The sequence below is a fragment of the Aquimarina sp. genome (genome assembly GCF_977115655.1).
Genome location: NZ_CDSBKO010000003.1, coordinates 98,506 through 119,233, shown reverse-complemented (window position 1 = coordinate 119,233; position 20,728 = coordinate 98,506). Strand labels below are relative to the sequence as shown.

Annotated in this window: 14 protein-coding genes; 4 read left to right on the top strand and 10 right to left on the bottom strand. The window is 31.5% G+C overall.

Annotated features, from left to right (window positions below; genetic code table 11):
- Position 1 precedes the first annotated feature (1 nt).
- From ACZIYX_RS02570 to ACZIYX_RS02545, 6 genes are all read right to left on the bottom strand, one after another.
- Positions 2–1,429 (bottom strand): RagB/SusD family nutrient uptake outer membrane protein, encoded by a 1,428-nt coding sequence (locus ACZIYX_RS02570; protein WP_462680632.1) that lies wholly within the window; start codon positions 1,427–1,429, stop codon positions 2–4.
- Between the two features lie 12 nt (positions 1,430–1,441).
- Entirely contained in the window at positions 1,442–5,026 is a 3,585-nt protein-coding gene (locus tag ACZIYX_RS02565) for a SusC/RagA family TonB-linked outer membrane protein (protein WP_462680631.1), read from the bottom strand.
- A 153-nt stretch (positions 5,027–5,179) separates the two neighbouring features.
- Positions 5,180–6,310: a FecR family protein gene (locus ACZIYX_RS02560; RefSeq protein WP_462680630.1), complete on the bottom strand. Its 1,131-nt coding sequence runs from the start codon at positions 6,308–6,310 to the stop codon at positions 5,180–5,182.
- 130 nt (positions 6,311–6,440) lie between these two features.
- Positions 6,441–7,004 (bottom strand): RNA polymerase sigma factor, encoded by a 564-nt coding sequence (locus ACZIYX_RS02555; RefSeq protein ID WP_462680629.1) that lies wholly within the window; start codon positions 7,002–7,004, stop codon positions 6,441–6,443.
- A 380-nt stretch (positions 7,005–7,384) separates the two neighbouring features.
- Positions 7,385–7,819, bottom strand: coding sequence for a DUF6438 domain-containing protein (locus ACZIYX_RS02550; RefSeq protein ID WP_462680628.1), 435 nt, complete (start codon positions 7,817–7,819; stop codon positions 7,385–7,387).
- Positions 7,820–7,885: 66 nt separating this feature from the next.
- Entirely contained in the window at positions 7,886–8,860 is a 975-nt protein-coding gene (locus ACZIYX_RS02545) for a hypothetical protein (RefSeq protein WP_462680627.1), read from the bottom strand.
- Positions 8,861–9,120: 260 nt separating this feature from the next.
- On the opposite strand from ACZIYX_RS02545, the gene ACZIYX_RS02540 reads away from it, so the two are divergent.
- From ACZIYX_RS02540 to ACZIYX_RS02525, 4 genes are all read left to right on the top strand, one after another.
- Positions 9,121–9,642: an RNA polymerase sigma factor gene (locus ACZIYX_RS02540; protein WP_462680626.1), complete on the top strand. Its 522-nt coding sequence runs from the start codon at positions 9,121–9,123 to the stop codon at positions 9,640–9,642.
- Between the two features lie 16 nt (positions 9,643–9,658).
- Positions 9,659–10,570: a FecR family protein gene (locus ACZIYX_RS02535; protein WP_462680625.1), complete on the top strand. Its 912-nt coding sequence runs from the start codon at positions 9,659–9,661 to the stop codon at positions 10,568–10,570.
- Complete coding sequence (locus ACZIYX_RS02530; RefSeq protein ID WP_462680624.1) at positions 10,571–13,126, top strand: TonB-dependent receptor; 2,556 nt, start codon at positions 10,571–10,573, stop codon at positions 13,124–13,126.
- Positions 13,127–13,321: 195 nt separating this feature from the next.
- Positions 13,322–13,825, top strand: a complete 504-nt coding sequence (locus ACZIYX_RS02525) for a ferritin-like domain-containing protein (RefSeq protein WP_462680623.1) — start codon at positions 13,322–13,324, stop codon at positions 13,823–13,825.
- A 353-nt stretch (positions 13,826–14,178) separates the two neighbouring features.
- Here ACZIYX_RS02525 and ACZIYX_RS02520 read toward each other — a convergent pair whose 3' ends face one another.
- From ACZIYX_RS02520 to ACZIYX_RS02505, 4 genes are read right to left on the bottom strand one after another with little or no spacing between them, the layout of a single operon-like run.
- Entirely contained in the window at positions 14,179–15,153 is a 975-nt protein-coding gene (locus tag ACZIYX_RS02520; protein ID WP_462680622.1) for a hypothetical protein, read from the bottom strand.
- Positions 15,147–15,785 carry a hypothetical protein gene (locus ACZIYX_RS02515; protein ID WP_462680621.1) on the bottom strand — a complete coding sequence of 213 codons (639 nt, stop codon included), beginning with the start codon at positions 15,783–15,785 and terminating at the stop codon, positions 15,147–15,149. The genes ACZIYX_RS02520 and ACZIYX_RS02515 overlap by 7 nt, the downstream gene beginning before the upstream one ends.
- A 4-nt stretch (positions 15,786–15,789) precedes the next feature.
- On the bottom strand, positions 15,790–16,656 hold the full coding sequence (locus ACZIYX_RS02510; protein ID WP_462680620.1) for an arylamine N-acetyltransferase: 867 nt from the start codon (positions 16,654–16,656) through the stop codon (positions 15,790–15,792).
- A gap of 14 nt (positions 16,657–16,670) precedes the next feature.
- Complete coding sequence (locus ACZIYX_RS02505) at positions 16,671–20,720, bottom strand: TOMM system kinase/cyclase fusion protein (protein ID WP_462680619.1); 4,050 nt, start codon at positions 20,718–20,720, stop codon at positions 16,671–16,673.
- Positions 20,721–20,728 lie beyond the last annotated feature (8 nt).

Sequence of the window (20,728 nt, the reverse complement as noted above, 5' to 3'; positions counted from 1 at the left end):
TTTAGTTATTAGGTGTCATACCATTAGAGATAGCATAAGATGGTATCTGATAATCTTTATTTGGTGCGACATCAGATAATTTTAATATGTTTCCATTACTAAGCTTATGGGTGACTTCTATATTATAACGTTTAATATCAAACCATCTAAACCCTCTAAGCAATAGCATCAGCCTTCTTTCATGCAACAAATAAGCGGTCCATGCTTCTTTATCTGTGCCTACTTTATAATACGTCTTTAACTTTTGGGTTGTTAACAAATTAGAGTTATAATTTTTATAGCATTTTTGTCCTATAATTTTGAGAAGTACCGCAGCTGATTCATATTCTTCTTTTCTAATATGTGCTTCTGCTTTGTTTAAAATAACTTCTGACAGTGGAAATATATCATCTTCAATTCTTTCGCCATTGTCTTGAACAAACACAAAATAGTTAATAGGTATAAATATATTTCCTGATCTAGTATAATAAATAAGAAACCTATCATCTGGAAGGTCTAAAGGATTACCAAGGTATTTGTCCCTGATTTCATTATTTAACTGGTAAACATTATCAATAGACAGCCATGTATCTGCTCTTTGCACCAAACCAACTTCTGATCTGTTAATATCAACAAGACTAAATTTATTACTGTTATAATCAGACCATTGCCTTAAATTATTTGCTCCTTGAAAATTATCTAATGATTTTGTAGCATATAAAATCACTTTGTCCTGATCTTTCACATCTTTATTTCTAAAAGTATAAAAGCGTGAGGCATAAGCATACATTGTTGCCAATGTAAAACGGTACTTGTTGTTGTCAAAATCATTTGCAAGTTTCTCTATAGTACTTATTGCTTCTAGCAAATCTATTTCTGCTTTGTTATACACTTCTTCAACAGTATTTCTTGTGTAATCAACTCTTATTTTATCTTCAACTTTTTCTACATAAGGAACACCTAAATCTTTGGAAGCTGTAGAAACATCATAGTGTTTTGAAAAAATATTTACCAGCATAAAATGATTATATGACCTAACCAATTTTGCTTCTGCTGTTATCAGCTTTAGTTTATTTTTTTCAGCATTAGAGATTGGAGTAATCAAATCGGCTTGCTCAAGTACTAAATTTGTTTGCGCTATTGCTTTATAACTTGTTGTCCAAAACGATGATGGGGAATCTTGATGAGTTTGATCTCTAATATCCCTTCTCCAAGTATACAGATCTTCTAATATTAATTGATTTCCAGAATAGTTTTTAACTAATCCTGCGTCATCGCTGCTAAAATGAGTAAATCGAAATGATCTTTCATTTTGGTAGGCGGCAACCAATGTTGCTTCTAATTTTTCCAAATTATCTATTTCCAGTCTTTGATCCGGTACTACATCTAGAGTTTCGTTACAAGAAATAAGTACAAGAAAAAATAATATACTATATTTTATAAATTTCATAACTTTATGTTTTTAAAATCCAACATTTAATGTAAATACATATTGTTTTGTTATAGGTAAGTTTGTACCTCCCGACCATGTAAATTCGGGATCTTCTCCATTTAACTTTTCTTTATCTGCCAACCATACCAAACCCAGGTTTGTACCTTGTACACTTAGTCTAAAATTGGATAGCTTCGTTTTTTTTATAAATTCTTTTGGAAATGAATACGATAGAGAAACATTTTTTAATCGAACAAATGAAGCATCTGCCACCCACAAATCGGATAATCCGTACAAATTATATGCTTGTCCTATATTACCACCTCTGTTAACTCGATCAGCATCTAGAATAGCAGGGATATTAGTAATGTTTTCATCTCCTTTAACCCTCCATCTGTTTTTTAAATGAGCCGATAAAGCCCCGTAATCTGAATATGTATAGGAGAAGTCTTGAAAAACTCTTTTTTTATGCCCAAACTGCCCACTAAAAAGAGCGGATAAAGCAAACCCTTTATACGAAAAAGTATTGGTTAAACCAGCGATAAAAGTTGGTTCTAGATTTCCTGAAAAAACAAAATTTGAAAAGTCTTCTGTTTGCACAACCAATGAACTAACCACATTATTGTTTTTATCATAAAATGTAGGTATTCCTTCATTGCTTAAACCCGCAAACCGTGTTGAATAAAAGCCTCTAACAGGTCCGTCTAGCACAGGAACCCCTAAAGACGACGAAGCTCTTCCGAACCACGTAAAAGAGTTATATTTTTTAACCTTATTGGTATGATGAGAAAAATTACCTCCAAGGTTCCAGCTAAAATCCTGGGTCTTTACGGGAGTTATATTTAAAGAAACTTCTATACCTTTACCTTCTAAATCCAGCACGTTTCCTGTTTTTATTAGCTCTCCCCCAACTCCATTGGCTTGTACATTACCAATTAGATCGAAACCATTTCTTTGATATACATTTACATCTCCATTTATTCTGTTATTGAACAATCCAAAATCCAAGCCTAAATTTAGTTCATATTGTTTTTCCCAAGTCAAATCACTATTTCCCAATTCATCGATATTTATTTGAAGTTCTGATGCAGAAGGGTTTAATGGTCGTAATGAATTAGATGAAGTGGCAATTAAACTTGCATTTCTGGCATTTGCCAAACTACCGCTTAATCCATAACCTGCTCTTATGTCTAATTGATCAACCCAATTAGAGTTTTCTAAAAAACTCTCTTTGGCAAGAGCCCATTTGGCACCTATATTCCATGTTGGAAACCAACGAGCCGAGGTTTCTTTACCTAATTGATTAGACCCTTCGTACCTAACCGTTCCATTAAATGTATATTTACTTTTATATGAATATCCAAAATTTAAAAAGCTTGCAGTAAAGCGATTGAAACTTTTATTAACCCCAAAATAAGATTCTCCTCGTGTTGATAAGTAGGTTAAATAACGGTCTGATGGTTTTGAAACACTTCCTAGATCAAAATAATGTCCAAATCCATTATTCCAATTTTCAGATCTGTCTATAACTCTTAACTCAGAACCCAAGAAAAAAGTAAGCGCATGATTATCCCCGTAAGTAGGATTCCATGTTATGTTTCCGTTGAAGTAATAATTTTCTAATTGATTGCTTCGGTTGTAATAAATACCTCCTTCTGGTAAGATGCTATATTTTATTCCTGTAGTTGATCCTGGCAATTCAAATAATAAACCGTTACTATTACGAATAACTTCAGAATCATTTGGCCCTGTTCCTGCTCTATAAGCCCTGGATTGATTAGATTTTTCATGAATTAACCTTTCTGTTTGAGCATTATAATACCGGGCAGATACTTTACTTGCAAGAATTAAGTTGTCTTTAATTTTATAATTGAAATCTGCAATAAAGTTCATATCCCTAACCCCTAATTGAATCTTATTTAGGTCTAATTCTTCAAGGATATTAAAATCTGTATAATTTCTTCTAAAATACTCAAGTTCTCCATCATCATTTCTTGGTCTTATATTTCTACTGGTGGTTAGAGCATATAAAAAAGGATTGTTATCAAATGAACGAATAAACCTGCCGCTAAACCTATCTACTCCCCCAGAATTACTGGTACTAGACAAGGATTGTTTACGATACGACATATTTGATTGTGCAGTAACCGTAAACTTATCCGAAAGAAAGAAAGTCCCCTTTAATAATGTTGTATACCGGCTTACCTTATCCGCTACTGTCCAACCAGTATCATCCAACAATCCTAAAGAGGCATAAAAAGTAGTTTTCTCTCCACCTCCAGAAGCACTTAAAGTATGTTGGGTTTGGATCCCTGTTTTAAATAACTCATCAAACCAATTGGTATTGACTACTTCATATTTTCTTAAAAAAGCATTGATTTCATTATTATTTGTTCCCCATTCGATTTCATTATTCTTTATCAATTCGAATAATTTACCATAAGGACCATGTGTAGATGCACTTTGAGTTCTGGCTATATTAATCCAGCCTTTTTCATAAACCTCTCGGTTTATAGACATCTGATCTCTTGAGTTTAAGATATTATAATCATTGTAAGTAGGCCTGGGCTTTATAGTCATTATATTAGAATAATTAACATTTAACCTTCCTTTTCTACCTTTTTTAGTTGTGATAACTATAACCCCGTTTGTTGCTCTTGCTCCATATAATGCTGTTGCTGATGCATCTTTTAAAATCTGAAAACTTTCAACGTCTTCCATATTTAATCCAGCAACCCCAGAGCTTATAATAGAGTTAATATTTCCTGAGTTAATATCTGAGTTAGATACGTTAACAGCATCTTCCAAAATAACACCATCTATTACCCAAAGTGGATTTTGATTTCCGTAAATTGACGAAGAACCACGAACTCTAATTGTGGGAGCTGTACCAAATGTACTAGATACATTTTGCACACTTACTCCTGCAACTCTTCCTTCTAGTGATTTAGAAATATCGGCTTCGCTTGATAGCTTGATCTCATCCATTTTCAGTTTTGAAGCTGCACCGGTAAATAGTTTTTTATCTATTTTGCGATACCCCGTTCGTATTACTATCTCTTCCAGAGTTTCTGTAGATTCTTTTAATGTAACATTAATAGTAGTAGTACTGTCATCTACTACTATTTCTTTAGATTCAAAACCTAATGATTTAAAAACTAAAATATCTCCATTAGATGCCTTTATTGTATATTTTCCATCAAAATCTGTAATAACACCATTGGTTGTTCCTTTAATGATTACTGCTGCTCCTACTACTGGACCGCCATTACTATCTGTTACGATACCAGTAATACTATTTTGAACTAATTTCCTTTTTAATAAGATAGAGCCTTCTTCACCAAAAGAGTAATGGATATTACCAGACAGTAAACTTTTATCTAAAATATCTCTTATAGTGATTATTCCTTTTTTCAACTCTACTTTTGGTAGTTTTTCAAAAAGATGGTTTTCATATACAAAAGTATAATCTGTCTGTTTTTTGATTAATTCAAACACTTTTTCTACAGATATTACTTTATCTGAATCTATTGTTATTTTTGTGTTTTGAGACAACCCATTATTTGGAACGAAAGCAAATGAAATTGCACAAAAAAGATAGATAAACGTTCTCATAATATTAATTAGCAGTCTTTTTCTTAATAGAAAAAGAATCCCGGTAAATTTAATTTCCATAAATTTGTTAAATGTTAAATTAATTAATTAGCATATTCTTAAAGGAATGTGGGTTTTTATTTTGTGAGAGATTGACAAAACCTCATTCCTTTTTTATTTCTTAAATTTTATATTCCGATTGTTTATTTCATAAGTTACATTGCTTGTGTTAGTAATTGCTTTTAAGACAAAATGAATGTCTTGTTTTTTACGTAAAACACCATTGAATTTTACATCTCCTATTTGTTTGTTTTCTATAGTTATATCTACATCGTACCATCTTTCAAGTACTCTTGCTATTTGTTCTAAAGAAGTATTATTAAAATTAAAATATCCTCTAATCCAAGCTATTTCTTCGTTTGCATTAACTTCTTTTACTTCGGCTTCTAGATTTATTTTATTTAATAGTAATTGTTGATTTGGTTTTAAATAAATTTTGCTATCCTTACTTTCAACCATTACTTTACCTTCAACCAGAGTGGTTAGCACTTCATCCTCCTCTGGGTATGCTTTTACGTTGAAATGGGTTCCTAAAACATTTATTTTTTGAAAGGAGTTTATTACTTTAAAACTATCCCCCGAATGATTTTTACTTGGCGAGACTTCAAAATATGCTTCGCCATAAACAAGTTCAACTTCTCTGGGTTTTCCTTTTATAAAATTTACAGGATATTTTAGTTTGGTTTTTGAATTTAACCAAACTTTTGTCCCGTCTTCTAAAATCAATGAAAACTCTCCTCCTCTTTGAACCGTAAGATAATTGTATTCTATTTTTATTTCTTCTGTTTCACTGCCATTTTCTTCTACAGATTTGTATGCCAAACTTTTTCCCTGACTTTTTATATTAGAGTTTTCGAATGATTGATTCTCCTCCAAAACCACTTCGCCCCCATCACTTAAGGTTAGGATTGTTTTATTGTTTTCTACCTTATTTGCAGAGATTGTGACAGGCACTTGTTTTTTATTTGTTACAGGATTAAAAAAATAAGCTGCCGAGAACAAAAGTGCTATTGAAGCAGCTGCATAATATTTCCAAATATTTGCTCTGCTATTTCTTATTTTCTTTTCAATGGAACTCCAATTTTTTTCCTCATTAAAAAGGTATTCATAGGAATCTTTATTGTTTTTTACCTTGAGGTAAAAATCCCGATGTCTCTTTGACTCTGAGTACCAACGGTAAAACTCTATTTTTTCCTGATCAGAAAGAGTATTGTTGATTTTTTTTAATATTAATATAAACTCCATTTTTGGGTTTTAATTTGCTTATAATTATGATAAAGTTTTCATAATAAAGACAACTGAAATATAAAAATGGGTGACAAAAAAAATATTTTTTTTTAAAAAAACATTAAATTAATTCAGTAATTAAACAAGATTAATAACAATTAAGCAATAGAATAAGGGGTAAAATTAATGATTCGTTAATTTTGATTTTGGCTCTTTTAAGTTGTGTTTTAACTGTATTTATAGAAATCCCCAGTTCTTCTGCTATCTCGCTATATTTATAATTTTCTACAAACTTAAGTCTGGAAATTTCCTGCATTTTAGAAGGCATATTATTAATAATATCCAAAATCTTTAAATACATTTTATTTTCACTTTTTATAGAAGAAAGGGGTTTTTCAATATCAATAATCATAGAGTTACTAAACTCTAAAAAATTTTCTCTATCACTAATTTTAATAGATTTCAAATGATTTAAACTCCTGTTTTTGACCATTGTATACAAATAAGACTTAAGAGACACTTCTATTTCAATACTATCAGAATGCTGCCACAGGTATACAAAAACTTCTTGAACTATATCTTCGCCAACAGAGTAATCGTACAAATATTTATTTGCGTAGATCACTAAATCTTTAAAAAAAAACTCATAGCAGTTTTTAAAACCAGTTTTATCTTTATTTTTTATTTGCTTAATTAAATAATCGTTGTTCATAGAAAATTAAAATATTGTTATAATTAAATATGCTATGATTTTAACTGTCTAAAAAAGAGTTTAAGGGAAAATAAACTTACAATATATATTTTAAAATAAGATAACGTTTTAAAAATTATGTCCTAAAAATTTCAAAAAGCCCTTTTTTGCCTTGAATACTTAAAAAATAAATTTAATTTCTATGTGCACGATTTCAAAAATAAAATTGGTGTAAGCTTTAGATTTAAAAAACCCGAGGAACATAAGTTCCTCAGGTCTTATCAACAGATATAAAGGGGGAAAAAACTATTATAAAAATCAAAATCACTTACTTATTCCCTTACTTATCTGTTCAAAAACTAGTCAGCCTACCAAAAACTAGTTCTCTTTACTTTTCCTAATTATTTAGATTTTGCACTTATTTTATATACAATGTTCTCTAACATCATATTTAATTCTTTTGCCATGCCATCAACTTTGGACGAATGATACTTATGCTCTTTGCCATTATAACGCAATGTGGTAATTGGCAGGTCTCTTACTTTTTTAAAAGACATATTTTCGTGTATCCCTTTATTTAGCATTGTTTTTAACTCTCTAAATTCTTTTTCTTCTAATTTTGTTTTGATATTTCTTTTTGCAGAAACATGTCTTATTCCCAAATAAGAAACCGACCCATCTTGATATATCCATACATCATACACAGGGCATTTTCCTAAGCAGGATCCTTTTGAATAGTGCACCAAGATTTTGTCTGTTAAAACATTTACAGAAGTGTTCTTGCCTGATTTACAAGAAAAAACTGCTGTTATCAATATTATCACTATATATTTCATACACTGTCGCAAAAACATGGATAAAGTGGTTTGTATAATCAAAACTATCTATATAATTTTATTATTTTAATGTTTATTATAACCACAATGTGTTTTGTTTTTATTACCAAACGTATTTGCATTTTTCCATGATCCAGGGGCAGGCAAGAAGTTTTTACTGCTTTTTGCTATATTTCCTCTAATATGATTTCGCAGCTTTATCATTTCTGCATCATTGTACATGATCCCTATCTTTTTCTCTGCTCTGTTGTTTTCATTTACTCCTCCGGCTCTGGTAACAAATGTGGCAAAAACCTCGGCTATATCTTCTCCCGGATTAGTAGAAGCGTATTGCGTAACATACCTGTCTTTATATTTGTCATAAAATTTCTGCTTATCACTTTCACTATTGGCCTTCAAAAATTCATCCCAGATATCTGCCCAATGATTTTGGTATAATTTATTTATATTAGAATTATCTCTTGAACAGCCTTCTCCTGTAAAGAAATTTTTGCAATTAGCTTCAGCTATAGAAGAGTCTACTTGCGACTTCTCTAAAGTAATAATATGTCCAAATTCGTGTATGATAGTATATGCCAGTTGTCCATCTGCATTAAATCCTCCGGTATATGCAAAATCTATTGCAATACCCATCTGCCATTTTGAAAGATCCTGCGTTCTTTCTATTACATATCCAGCGGTATCATCTTTTTCGCCGGCAAAAATTACAAATTCACTCATTTTTGATCTATAGCCTTCGGGGACAATTTTTTTTACCAGATTCCATATTTCCTCGTGTTTTTTAGTATCTTTTTGAAACTCCAGTAATTTTCCTGTTACCTTATAATCTTTTTCTTTTACTATTTTATCACCTTCAACTTTATAAAGAGTTATGTTTCCCTCATCATCTGTATTTCCAGTATTACCACTTGTACTGACCTGATTATCTGAATCCTGTACCGGATCTGCCACATCATCATCTTTTTTACAGGATTGAACAGAAATTGCTACTATACTCAGAAAGATGATCAGAATATGATTCCATTTTTTTAGATCTTTCATAATACAACTTAGTTTTAAAAAAATTAAATGTCCTTTTTCACACAACAGTAAACTTTCAAAACACCCTATTTTTATTTGCTTTTTTTTGATTTTTAAATATCGATTCTGAAAAATAGGGTAAAAGGATAATATATTGTTGTTATGTAGATAAGGTTATCATATCATTAGAAGTTGAGACAGAAACATCCATAAAAAAATGACATTTTCGGCTTTTTTTATTTAAAAACTGTAGTTTTGAAAAAAAAAAGCCACATATTTTTATGATGTCAGAAAAACAAAAGTCTGTTTGTGATGAAAAAACTTTTAAAATGATTTTTGATAATCATTCTGAAGTAATCCTGAATTTTATTTATTATAAATGTGGGGATATGGAACAAGCAGAAGATATAACGCAGGATGCTTTTGTAAAACTTTGGAAAAATTGCAAAAAAGTTCTTTTTGATAAAGCAAAATCATTTTTAATGAAAGTAGCTCAAAATGCTTTTTTTAATGAATTGAATCACAAAAAAGTAATCTTAAAATACAACCAGCAAAGCTTCTCTTCTATTCAATATGAATATAGCCCGGAGTTTTTGATGGAAGAAAAAGAGTTTATGATAAAATTGCAACGTAGTATTTCTGAGCTTCCGGCCAAACAACGAGAGGTATTTTTATTAAGCAGAAAAGATAAAAAAACTTATAAAGAGATTGCTGAAATTATTGGGCTAACGCAAAAAGCAGTAGAACGAAGAATGCATTTGGCATTATTAGAATTAAAAGAAAAATTAGGGCAAGCTATCTAACCGAAAATTAAAAAAAATGAAAAAACCAGATAACACAGATGATTTTTTGGCCAGATGGATCAGTGGTGAATTATCCGAAGAGGAAATTAATACTTTCAAAAAATCTAAGGATTATATTTTGTATGAAACAATTCTGGAAGGAACAAAATTACTGGATGTACCTACGGTAGACAGAGAAAAAATTTTTGATCGCATTCAGAATAGTATTTCTAAAGAGAAAAAAGTAATCCCTATGATCCCTGGTTGGGTATATGCTGTTGCAGCTAGTATTGTATTAGTCCTGGGGTATACCTTGTTTTTTAATCAAACCATTACATATCAATCTGAATTTGGAGAGCAATTAGCAATAACTCTTCCCGATGGCTCTGAAGCTATTTTAAATGCTAAATCCAAATTATATTATAAAAAAGGAAGCTGGAAAAATACCGAACGAACTTTGTTTTTAGATGGAGAAGCTTTTTTTAAGGTAAAAAAAGGAAACATATTTACTGTAAAATCCAATACTAATTCTGTTTCGGTACTAGGTACACAGTTTAATATCAATACTTCCTCCGATTTCTTTGAAGTTACTTGTTATGAAGGAAAAGTAAAAGTTGAAAATAGTAACTCTTCAAAAATTATTTCCAAAGGGCAAGCTGTAAGAAGTATCAACTCATCGTCTTTTGAAAAATGGGGACTAAATGATGTTTTTCCATCATGGACTACAGGAGAGAGCAGCTTTACCGATACCCCTTTGCAACAGGTAATATCTGCTTTAGAAAAACAGTACAAGATTACTATCAAAAGTAAAAAAATTAGTATAGACCAACGGTATAGTGGAGGGTTTACACACAATAATTTGCAAAATGCTTTACATACTATTTTTGATGCAATGGATATTAAGTTTATTTTTACAGACGAAAATACTATCGAATTGTCTGAAAAATAAATGAAATATTACTTTTTATTGCTTATTTTTCTTTTTTCTATAACTACGAATGCTCAGGAAAAAAAGAAAAATATACATTATGCCGACCTTTCATTAAACGGTTTTCTAACCGAAATGGAAGGGCTTTTTGGTGTAAAATTTTCATACAATACTTCTTCATTTACAGACATAATTATCACAGTAAATCAAGACTCTGTTACTCTTGAAGAAGTCATCTCTATACTATCCAGCCAGTATCCTATACATTTTACACAAATCGACGAGCGGTACTTTGTTGTCAAGTTTAACAAAACACTCCCTTTTTGTGGATATATTACAGACAAAACCCATACTCCTATTGAGGGGGTTACTATATTTAATAAGATAAAAAAAACAGGGGTCTCATCTGACGAGAAAGGCTTTTTTTCTATAAAAAGTAGTGTTTCAGATACTTTAATGATCTCTTATCTAGGGTATGAAACTATTTCTATACCCGTTAAAAGTGCTATCAATAAAAAATGTAAAGCCTATATTTTATCTCCCGAGGATTTTGTTTTGAACGAAGTGATTATAAAAGAGTATCTTACCTCTGGAATTGTAAAAACCAGAGATGGTTCGGTTAAAATTCGACCAAATAATTTGAATATAATTTCAGGGTTATCTGAACCTGATATTCTGCAAAATATTCAACTTTTGCCCGGGATAGAAAGTCCTTTTGAAACCGCATCGGGTATATATATAAGAGGTGGTACTCCTGACCAAAACTTAATATTATGGGATGGTATTAAAATGTATAATTCTGATCATTTTTTTGGGCTTATTTCTGCTTTCAATCCATATATTACCAAAGATATCACCATATATAAAAGCGGAACCCAACCTATTTATGGAGACAGGGTTTCGGGAGTTATTGATATCAAAACCGATCAAACTGTCCCCAAAAACACTCAAGGAGGATTAGGTATTAATATGACTCATGCCGATGGGTATTTGAAACTTCCGGTATCCAAAAAAGTTGGTGTTTTTCTTTCTGCCAGAAGATCAATTACTGATATTATAGAAACTCCTACAACTAAAAATTATTCGAATCGAGCCTTCCAAAATACGAGTATTACAGCCAACAGATCTATTTTTGATTCTAACGTTTCAGAGATTAAAGAGTTATTTTATTTTACCGATGCTACTTTAAAAATAATTGCTAACCTGTCCGAAAAACATGACATTTCTGTTTCTAATTTGATTACTCAAAACAAACTGGATTATTCTTTTATGGATACTAATTTTATAGATTTTTCAGAAGATCAACTTGTTATCAACAATTTTGGAACAAATATTTCCTGGAAAAGCAAATGGAATGACCGATTCTCTACAGAAGCTCAATTATCATATTCTGAATATGAACTCAAATATCAAGGAAGATATCTTTTTATTGGTCAGGATTTAACTATCAAAAAAGAAAACACTATAAAAGAATATGGTTTTTCGCTTCATTCTAAATGGAATATTAATCCTAATTTTACCTTCTCTAACGGGTATCAATTATATTCTAATTTGTTGTCTTCTTATCTAGAAGATAATGATTTTGAATTTGACAAGTCTCAGAAAATTCCCTCTCATAGTTTTTATTCTAATTTACTATATAGTTCTCCTGAAACCTGGCTTGTTAACCTTGGGGTAAGAGCAAATTATTACTCTGCATTAAAATCTGCTTTTATAGAACCCAGGCTTTATGCTGAACGAAAAATAGGGGATCATTTCAGGGTTAAAGGATCTGCAGAGGTAAAAAATCAGTCTGTTAGCCAGATTATCGAATTTACTACTTTTAATTTCGGACTCGAAAATCAGCTATGGATGGGAGCCCAAAAAGAAGAATTTCCTTTGTTGAGAAGCAAACAATATACTCTGGGTGCCCTTTTTCATAAAAGAAACTGGAATATTGAAGCGGATACTTATTACAAAAAAATAAAAGGACTTACTTCCCTTACCAAAGGATTCGAATCTTCTTTTGACGAATTATCTGAGGGGGAGAGTATTTCTGTAGGAATAGATATATTAATCAAAAAAAAGGTTGGCAAATACTCTACCTGGCTAGGATATTCATTTTCTGATACAGAGTTTATATTCGAAACGCTTAATCAAGGTAAAGCGTTTAAAGGAAATAATAATATAGCCCATTCGCTTTCATGGTCGCATGCTTTTTTATGGAAAAAGCTTCAGTTTTCGTTAGGATGGAAATATCATACTGGTATCCCATATACTCCTGCTCTGAAATTAGTAGATGAAAATGATAGTCCTCTTGTTCAATATGCTCCTGTAAATTCTAAATCTTTACCTGATTACCACAGACTGGATTTTTCTGTAGTATATGATTTTAAATGGTCTGCAAAAAATGACAGATTTAAAAGCCGCCTCGGTTTTTCCTTATTAAATTTATATGGGAAAAAAAATATCCTGGACATAAATTTTCCTCTCTATGGATCAGAAGATACTAATGGCAAGATTTCTTACGAATTAAGAGAAACTAACAAATCATCTTTGGGTATAACTCCTAATGTTACTCTTAGATTACGTTTTTAAACCATTATATACATTTGGTTCTGTTAATTTTTTGAATACAAAAAACATATAATATATTGTTAAACAGATAGTTACTATATATTTCACTTTGCATGAAATATGGTGAAATATTTTTTGGTGATTAAAATCCCTAATCTTGTACCAACAAAATCATCGAAGAAGAATTAAAATATTAAGGTTCAAAAAGGGTAATTTATGAAAATTGATATTAAACTGGAAAAGGCTATCTATAATTTAATCCACTTAGAGTGGGTTACATCTCAAAGTTTAATGAACAAAGCTCTATATCTTGAAACCACATCTTTTAAAGGCTATGCGAAATGGATAAAAAAACGTGGAGACAAGGAGCAAACCCATGCTATACATCTTTTTGAATACTTAAAAAAACGGGGAGCAAAAGTAGAATTAAGTAGTTTAAAAAATATAGAGAGCTCTTATATATCCCCATTTCAAGTTTTTCAATCGGCATTAAAAGATAAACATGAAATCATTTCATTAACGATAGATTTATATGCCTTGGCAGTAGAATTAAAAGATAGTGAAAGTGAACAAGTATTACATGCTTTTATTAATGAACATATAATCGAAGAAAAACATATTTTTAATATTCATCAAAAAATAAAAATCAATAATAATGCTAAAGATCTTAAGCCTTATTTAAAGATTGAAAAAAGAAATATAAGTGAAATAAGACAATAAAGAATGAAAATACATTTGACTCTATTATCAAAAAATAAAATACTAAAAACCAAATAATTAGCAAAAAAAATACAAAATAGCTATTATTAAGAATTGGTGAGTCAACAAATATTTGAAGATCGTAATTTCTAATATTCGTTTTAAAAATTAGAGGTTGCAAAATGATGCTGTATTGCGCATTAACTACGTTCAGGAAAAGAAAGTTAAACGCTTTCTAAAAAGGAGTAAAGGGCCTTTGGGGGTAAAGGCTCTTCTCCTATTTCCTTTTTAATTCTTTTATGATTCAAAAAAAAAGAATAGAATCTTTTTTTAAATGCATATCTTAGTTCTATGCACTAAAAACCAGAAAGGCTTTAAAACCCCATGATCCCCAAATAATTTGGTATAAGTTGTATATATACTTTTGGTTCTGCTTTTTCTTCTCTACCTAATGTTATCTTAAAATGGCTAAGACTTCTTTTGTATGTATAATTTCCTGATTTAATTTTTTCAGAACAAAGAATATCCTTAATAGCTGTGGCTCTATCTTGAGAACAAAATCCTGAGGTTTTTAGTTTATACAAAAAAGCATCATTGTATTCTATCCCTTTTTTTAAATGAAACTCCAGACCTATGGTTGGCAACAAAACATCATTAAATTCTATTACTACACTAATATAAGATACCATATAGATTCCTTCAAATTGTTTTTGTAGTAACTCTCTATTCCCTGTCCAACCTATCCTATCTAAAAAAACCAATAAGCTGTCCCTGTCAAAACCTCTTATATACATCCTCGTTGTTTTGGTATTTCCCCGAGAGTGCATTATACCAAAATGCTCTATATATTGATTATCTTCAAAGGCATCTATACACTGTTTTAAGATGTCTTTATTTTTTTTATCAAGCGATTGTAAATTTAACACTTCAAAGAAATGAGTCATTTCTGTAAATGGAATGTTTTTCTGTTTTGGGCTTATAAAAAGACTAGGGATTTGATGTTGTTCTTTACCGTCCAAATCTGCTTCTATCCAAAAACTTTTAATCGTTTGGGGGGAGTCGAGCAATGCAATACAGTTGTTAAACCATGTCCCTATTTTTTTATAATTGTGGCTGTTATAATAATTTTTGAAAAACTGTAAGTCTTCCTTTTCTATTATTGCCATTGCCAGATCTACTTGTTCTTTACCATCTTCGACCCTAAACTCAAACACATAAGATACATGAAGCCTTGGGTAAAAGTCAAGCAATTGTTTTTCTAAGCGATTTGCTGCCAAAAAAGAAACCATACACCTTTCTCCCACAGGAAAGATGTATGGCACTATGCTATTATATGTTGTATCTACCAAGTTTTTGGTTCTACCAAATTGTCAAACAATGTTTCTAACTCTGCCTCAGAATTTGGGTAGCTTGATTTTTCAATCAATGTATCTACTAACCTTTGGCTCATTTTTTGCTCTAATTGGTTTTGAACATTTGCAATGCTTTCTACAAATTGCGAATAGTATTTTTTACTATTTTCCATAGAAGATCGCATTAATGTTGCCAGTTTTGTAAATTGGTTTTTTGGATCATTACTTATGATATTAATAAAATCAATAAAAGCGCCCTGATCTTCTGAAGACCATGAATATCCCCAAATCAAATCGGTAGTTGATCTACCTATAACTTTATTTACTGCCCACCAGTTTGGATCCAGATTTCGGATATCTGAAAAAATTGCAGAAGTCATAGTTTTTGCAGCTTCATCTAATTTCATTCGATCATAGATCAGTTTTGTGATTTTATCCTGATATTTTAACACGTCTTTTTCTCTCCCATTCTTTACAGCATCTGCCATTTTCAATTCATAACCTTTCATGATGGTTTTTGTATTGTCCTCATTATTGGACAATATTTGCATGAATCTAATTAAATCTCGGTTAATTTCTTCAGCTGTTGGCGCAACATTTGGCGCGGGTTTATACGTTTCGGTTTTCATAGTATTAATATTTAGTAAGATTAATTAATATGGATTCTTGTGGTATGTCAAATAAATTGGTTTTAGAAATATGTGCAACTATCTCTGTAGAAAGCCCCATAATATCTACAAGCACTTCTTTTCTTTCCTTCTCGCTTAACTCTCTTTTTTCTAAGGTATCTCCTGTTTTTGTATAGTATGTAACTCCAACAATACTATGTACTATTCCTTCGTTATTTTTACGAATATACACGCAATCATTAAACAAGCTGTTTTGTATGCTTGTTACATAAAATTCTGTTATTTGTTCTCTAGAAATGATATTTTTATTAATTGCACATGGCATAGATTCTCTTTTAGTGGAGTGCTCAAAAACAATTTTTGTGGTTTCAGAATCATGGATTAATTGAATAGGGTGAACCGGGTTTTCTATACCTTCTCCATCTATTTTTATTGGTTGTTCATTTAATATGGAAGTATCTATAATATATTCTTTTCCATTACTAAAAGAAACCAATAAGCTGCCATGATTGGTAATTCCCATATCTCCCATAGAACCTGTAATAATACGAGCATCAAACCCAAGATACTTTAATAATTCACACATTGCATTTGCTGTTGTCCAGCAAGTACCTCCCAACCCGTGCTTCAACCATATTTCAAAAAACTGATTTGCATTGATTTGATCCTGATTAGAGAACTCTTTATCATAAAACTTAAGTCTTTTCCAAAAATTATCAAAAGGAATATTTCTGCACCATTCATGGTACAATTTGGTCAATCCTTCTTCGTTAGGTATTAATGGTAAGTTTATTGCTAAACGCTCTAAGGTTTTTTCTGCAATCTCGGGGGTTAATACAGAGTTTAATACTACAGTTTTTGGGTCATTCATTATTTTTATTATTTTTAAGAGATTACCAAATTTTGTTTTTTAATTAAAGTAAGCGAGTGATTGGTAAGGATACATACATCTTCTACATCATTGTATTGGCTAATATCGGTATTTTCTTTTAAAAGAAAACTTTTAAATGCATCTGACACGAATAGTTCTATCCATTTTGCTTTTTGTTTTTTACATACTGTCATTGCCTCTTTAAAAGCCTCTAAAGCTTCTTCTTTTTTGTGTAATCCATCCAAGGCTTTTGCTTTAAAGCAATACGCATATCCTACTGCAAACATTACATTATGTTTCTTTGCAAATTCTATAGATTGATTCGATATTTTAAGTGCTTCGTCAAATTTGTTTTCATTTAAACAGGTAACAACTTCTACCAGATCATAATAGGTTTTTGCCGAGGTTTTTGGCGCCCATTTTTTTCGAGCTTCCTGATATTGATCCAGAAACATCTGCTTTCCTGACAAGGCTTTTGCTGAAATTTTATTCAAATTAATTGCACTTTCCCAGTATGGAAAAATGCCTTTTTCCTGACGTAGAATTGTGCTTGGGTTTATTTTTTCTAATTGCTCTTTTTCATATTCACAATTTGGCAAAAAAGAGCATATATACAAGTAAAGCCTGGATGTTTGTGCAAAAATCCCCATGGTTAAATTTGGCCAGTTATAGGATTCTGCTTCTTCCAATGTTTGTTCCATTATGGCAATTGCACGATCTGCCTCGCCCATAAACAATCTTGCTAAAGATTCAAAACTCTTACATACGATATAGGGATCCAAACCATCTGTTACTAATTTTCGCTTTCCTTGTTCTTGATTATAGATTTTATAGCATTTTTGACAAGATTGAATACAGTTTTTAAAGTCTCCTTCAAAAAACAGAGTTTGACTTAGACAATCATACGTCTGTGCCAGATAATTAGTATTATTTAATGCTTTGGATGCGTTCATCATTTTTTTGGTAAGTATATGCATCCTGGCTATGTTTCCTTCGGTGCATTCAAAAATCCACATGCCTTTAGCCAAGGCAAACTCTAGTTTATTATTGGCAGATACAGATCCTTTTAATAAAGATTCTGCCAAACGATAATTTTCTATTATTTCGGGATGGTTCCACCCTAATTTATTGGTTAAAACTGCTGCTTTATGAATTCGTAAATTTGCTTCCTGAACTTTATCGTAATCTGATAAAGTTTTTTTCTTTATGAGTTCTATTACCGATAAGGCCTTATTAGTTAGGTTTAAAGACTCCATGTGCCCTAATTTCTTAAGCATTTCTAAATCTGCTGCTATTTTATAAAATTTTATAGCTTCCTTATATTCTTCGGCTTGATAAAAATGATATGCCAGATTTTGAACGTGTTTTTTAGGGGATTTTTTAAAATAGTATTTAAGATTAAAGGCTATTCTTCGGTGGGCTTCTTTTCTGGGGTTAGATGTCATACTTTTGAATGCGGCATCCCTTATTAATGCGTGCCTAAACATATAGCTTCCATCTTTTACTTTACGGCGTTGGTAAATAATATTTGCTTTTATAAACAAATCTAAATCTGCTTGCACCATCGCTTCATCTTTTAATGAGGATCTTACCAAAAGATCGTATGTAAATTCGCGACCAATTGTTGCTGCTAATTGTGCTGTTTCCATAGCTACTCCAACGCTTTCTAGCCTTGCTTGCATAAGTCCTATTAGGGTAGATGGTACTTCTATATCTTCTGTTTCATGTTTTAATTCGTATTTTTCATTTACTAATTGCAAAAGTTTTTTCTCATGCAGCATATAGGTTAGTTCTTCGGCATAAAGTGCTATCCCATCTGTCCTTTCTGATATAAACTGCAATACTTGTTCGCTAACCTGAGCTCCATTTAATATCTCTTCAATTATAGGTTTTATCAATTTGTTTTCCAGAGGAGGAAGTTCAATTTCTTCTATTAGATCATTTATCCAACCGGATGTAAATTCTGGTCGTGCTGATAAGACTATCAGGCATTTGCCTTCTTTATTTTCTTGTAATAGTTGTTTAAGAAAAAATTCACTGGTAGGATCTATCCAATGTAGATCTTCTACAATAAATAAAAATTTATTTTGATGTCCTATATTAAATATTAGTTGCCGCAGTATCTCTAAAATAAATTCTTTTTGTTCTTGTTGTGAAGTTTGATATTGCTCCTGTTTTTTAATTGGTATCGAAAACCATGAGCAAAGTACAGGCAAAGATAATTTTACATCACAGTGTGCTGCCAAAAGGGCTTTTTCCAACTTAGATATCACATCATTATTTTTAGATGTTTCTCTAATATCCAGATGTTTTTTTAGTAATTCAAAAATTGGATATAAGGCATTGTTTTGATGTTCTGGCAAACACCTGCAATGGTGTACAACCCCTCTTTTTATTATGATTTGTTGTTTAATTTCATAGATAAGTTTAGATTTCCCAATTCCGGCCTGACCTTTAATCATAACCCCTTTACCGTCTATTTTATCCTTTTGCCAACGATCTAAAACAATTTTTATCTCTTTATCTCTTCCTATAATTGTTCTTCCGGCGCTTCTAGGGTTTAAAAACAACAGGGACTCTGTTTGTCGCTCGCCTAATAATAAAAAACCGTTTTCTGAAGGTTCAAACTCCAAAAACGGATCTAATAGTTTTTTTGTATGCTTGCTTACCAATACTTGCCCGGGTTGGGACCGGTAAAGTAAATTAAATGCTATATTTGGAACCATCCCTTCTGGGGTATCATCTCTTTTGGATAGTACCATTCCTGAGTTGATCCCCATTCTAATATCCAGATTAACCCCGTGTTCTTTATACAGCAGTGCGTTTCTGTTTTTCACTTCGTTCATTAGTTCCAAAGCTGTTCTGCCTGCCATTCGTGCGTCGTTATCACCAGATTGAGGGTATCCAAAATATACTACCACATTATCTGCCAATGTACCTGCAATATATCCTCCATAGCCAACAGCCACATCGAGGCATAGATTTAACTGGTCTTTTTGGATAGTGTCAAAAGTTTCTAAATCCAGCTTTGTTTCTTTTTTTAAGTGCAAACTTAATTTTATACAAAGCACTGTTATTTGTCGCTTTTCGCTTTTATTATGATGCCATCCAAGAGTGTTTACAAGGGTTAATTGATTTTCTGCCCGATTAAAAACTTCTTGATGAGTTAATTTATTAAAAACATCACTTACATCTATTTTTGAATATTCTTCATAAACAGCACTAGCGTTTCCTGCTCTTCGAGCCGGGTTTTTCATTAGTATCCTGTTTAAAATATCTGCCAGAGGATGCCCTATCAAAAGTTGTGGTAATGGTACATTTTCGGCACTTAATTGTTTTTGTAAAATTTCAGACAAGCTTTCGCCATTCATCACTTTTTTTCCTGTGATGCACTCTATCAAAATTAGTCCCCAAGCATATAAATCTGATTTAACCGTTGGTGGTTCTCCTCTTAATTGTTCTGGTGCGCAATACGCAGGAGTCCCCAGCATTTTTTGTGTATTGTCTATACTTTTGTGATCGTATTTTTGGTTATTTTGGGTAAATAGCCCTATTCCAAAATCCAAAACTTTTGCATAAGACCTGGATCCTGTTTTTATTACCATTATATTTTGTGGTTTTAGATCCCGATGCACTATACCTTTTGCATGTGCATAAGCGATAGCGTCTAATACCTGCCCCATGAGTTTACTTATTTCTACACCCGAAAATCCTTTTTTTCTGGCAATAAACTCATTTAATGTTTGTCCTGACAAGTATTCAAATACGGCGTATGGCTCTTTTTTATTGGTATATCCTTTATCTAAAAGTTTTATGATATTAGGATGGTTCATTTCTGCGCACAAACGTGTTTCCCGCTCAAAACGCGCAATTTGATAATCTCTTTTTTGAGTATTAGAGATCCCTTTAAGCTTCATCATTTTTATTGCAACAATCTGCCCGGTACTCTCTTGGGTTGCCCTGCATATAACACCATAAGCACCTTCGCCTATGACTTCGTGAAGAATGTAATTATCGAGTTTCTTAATGTAATTTTCTTCAAAAGAATTCAGATTGTGCTTCATTTATTTCA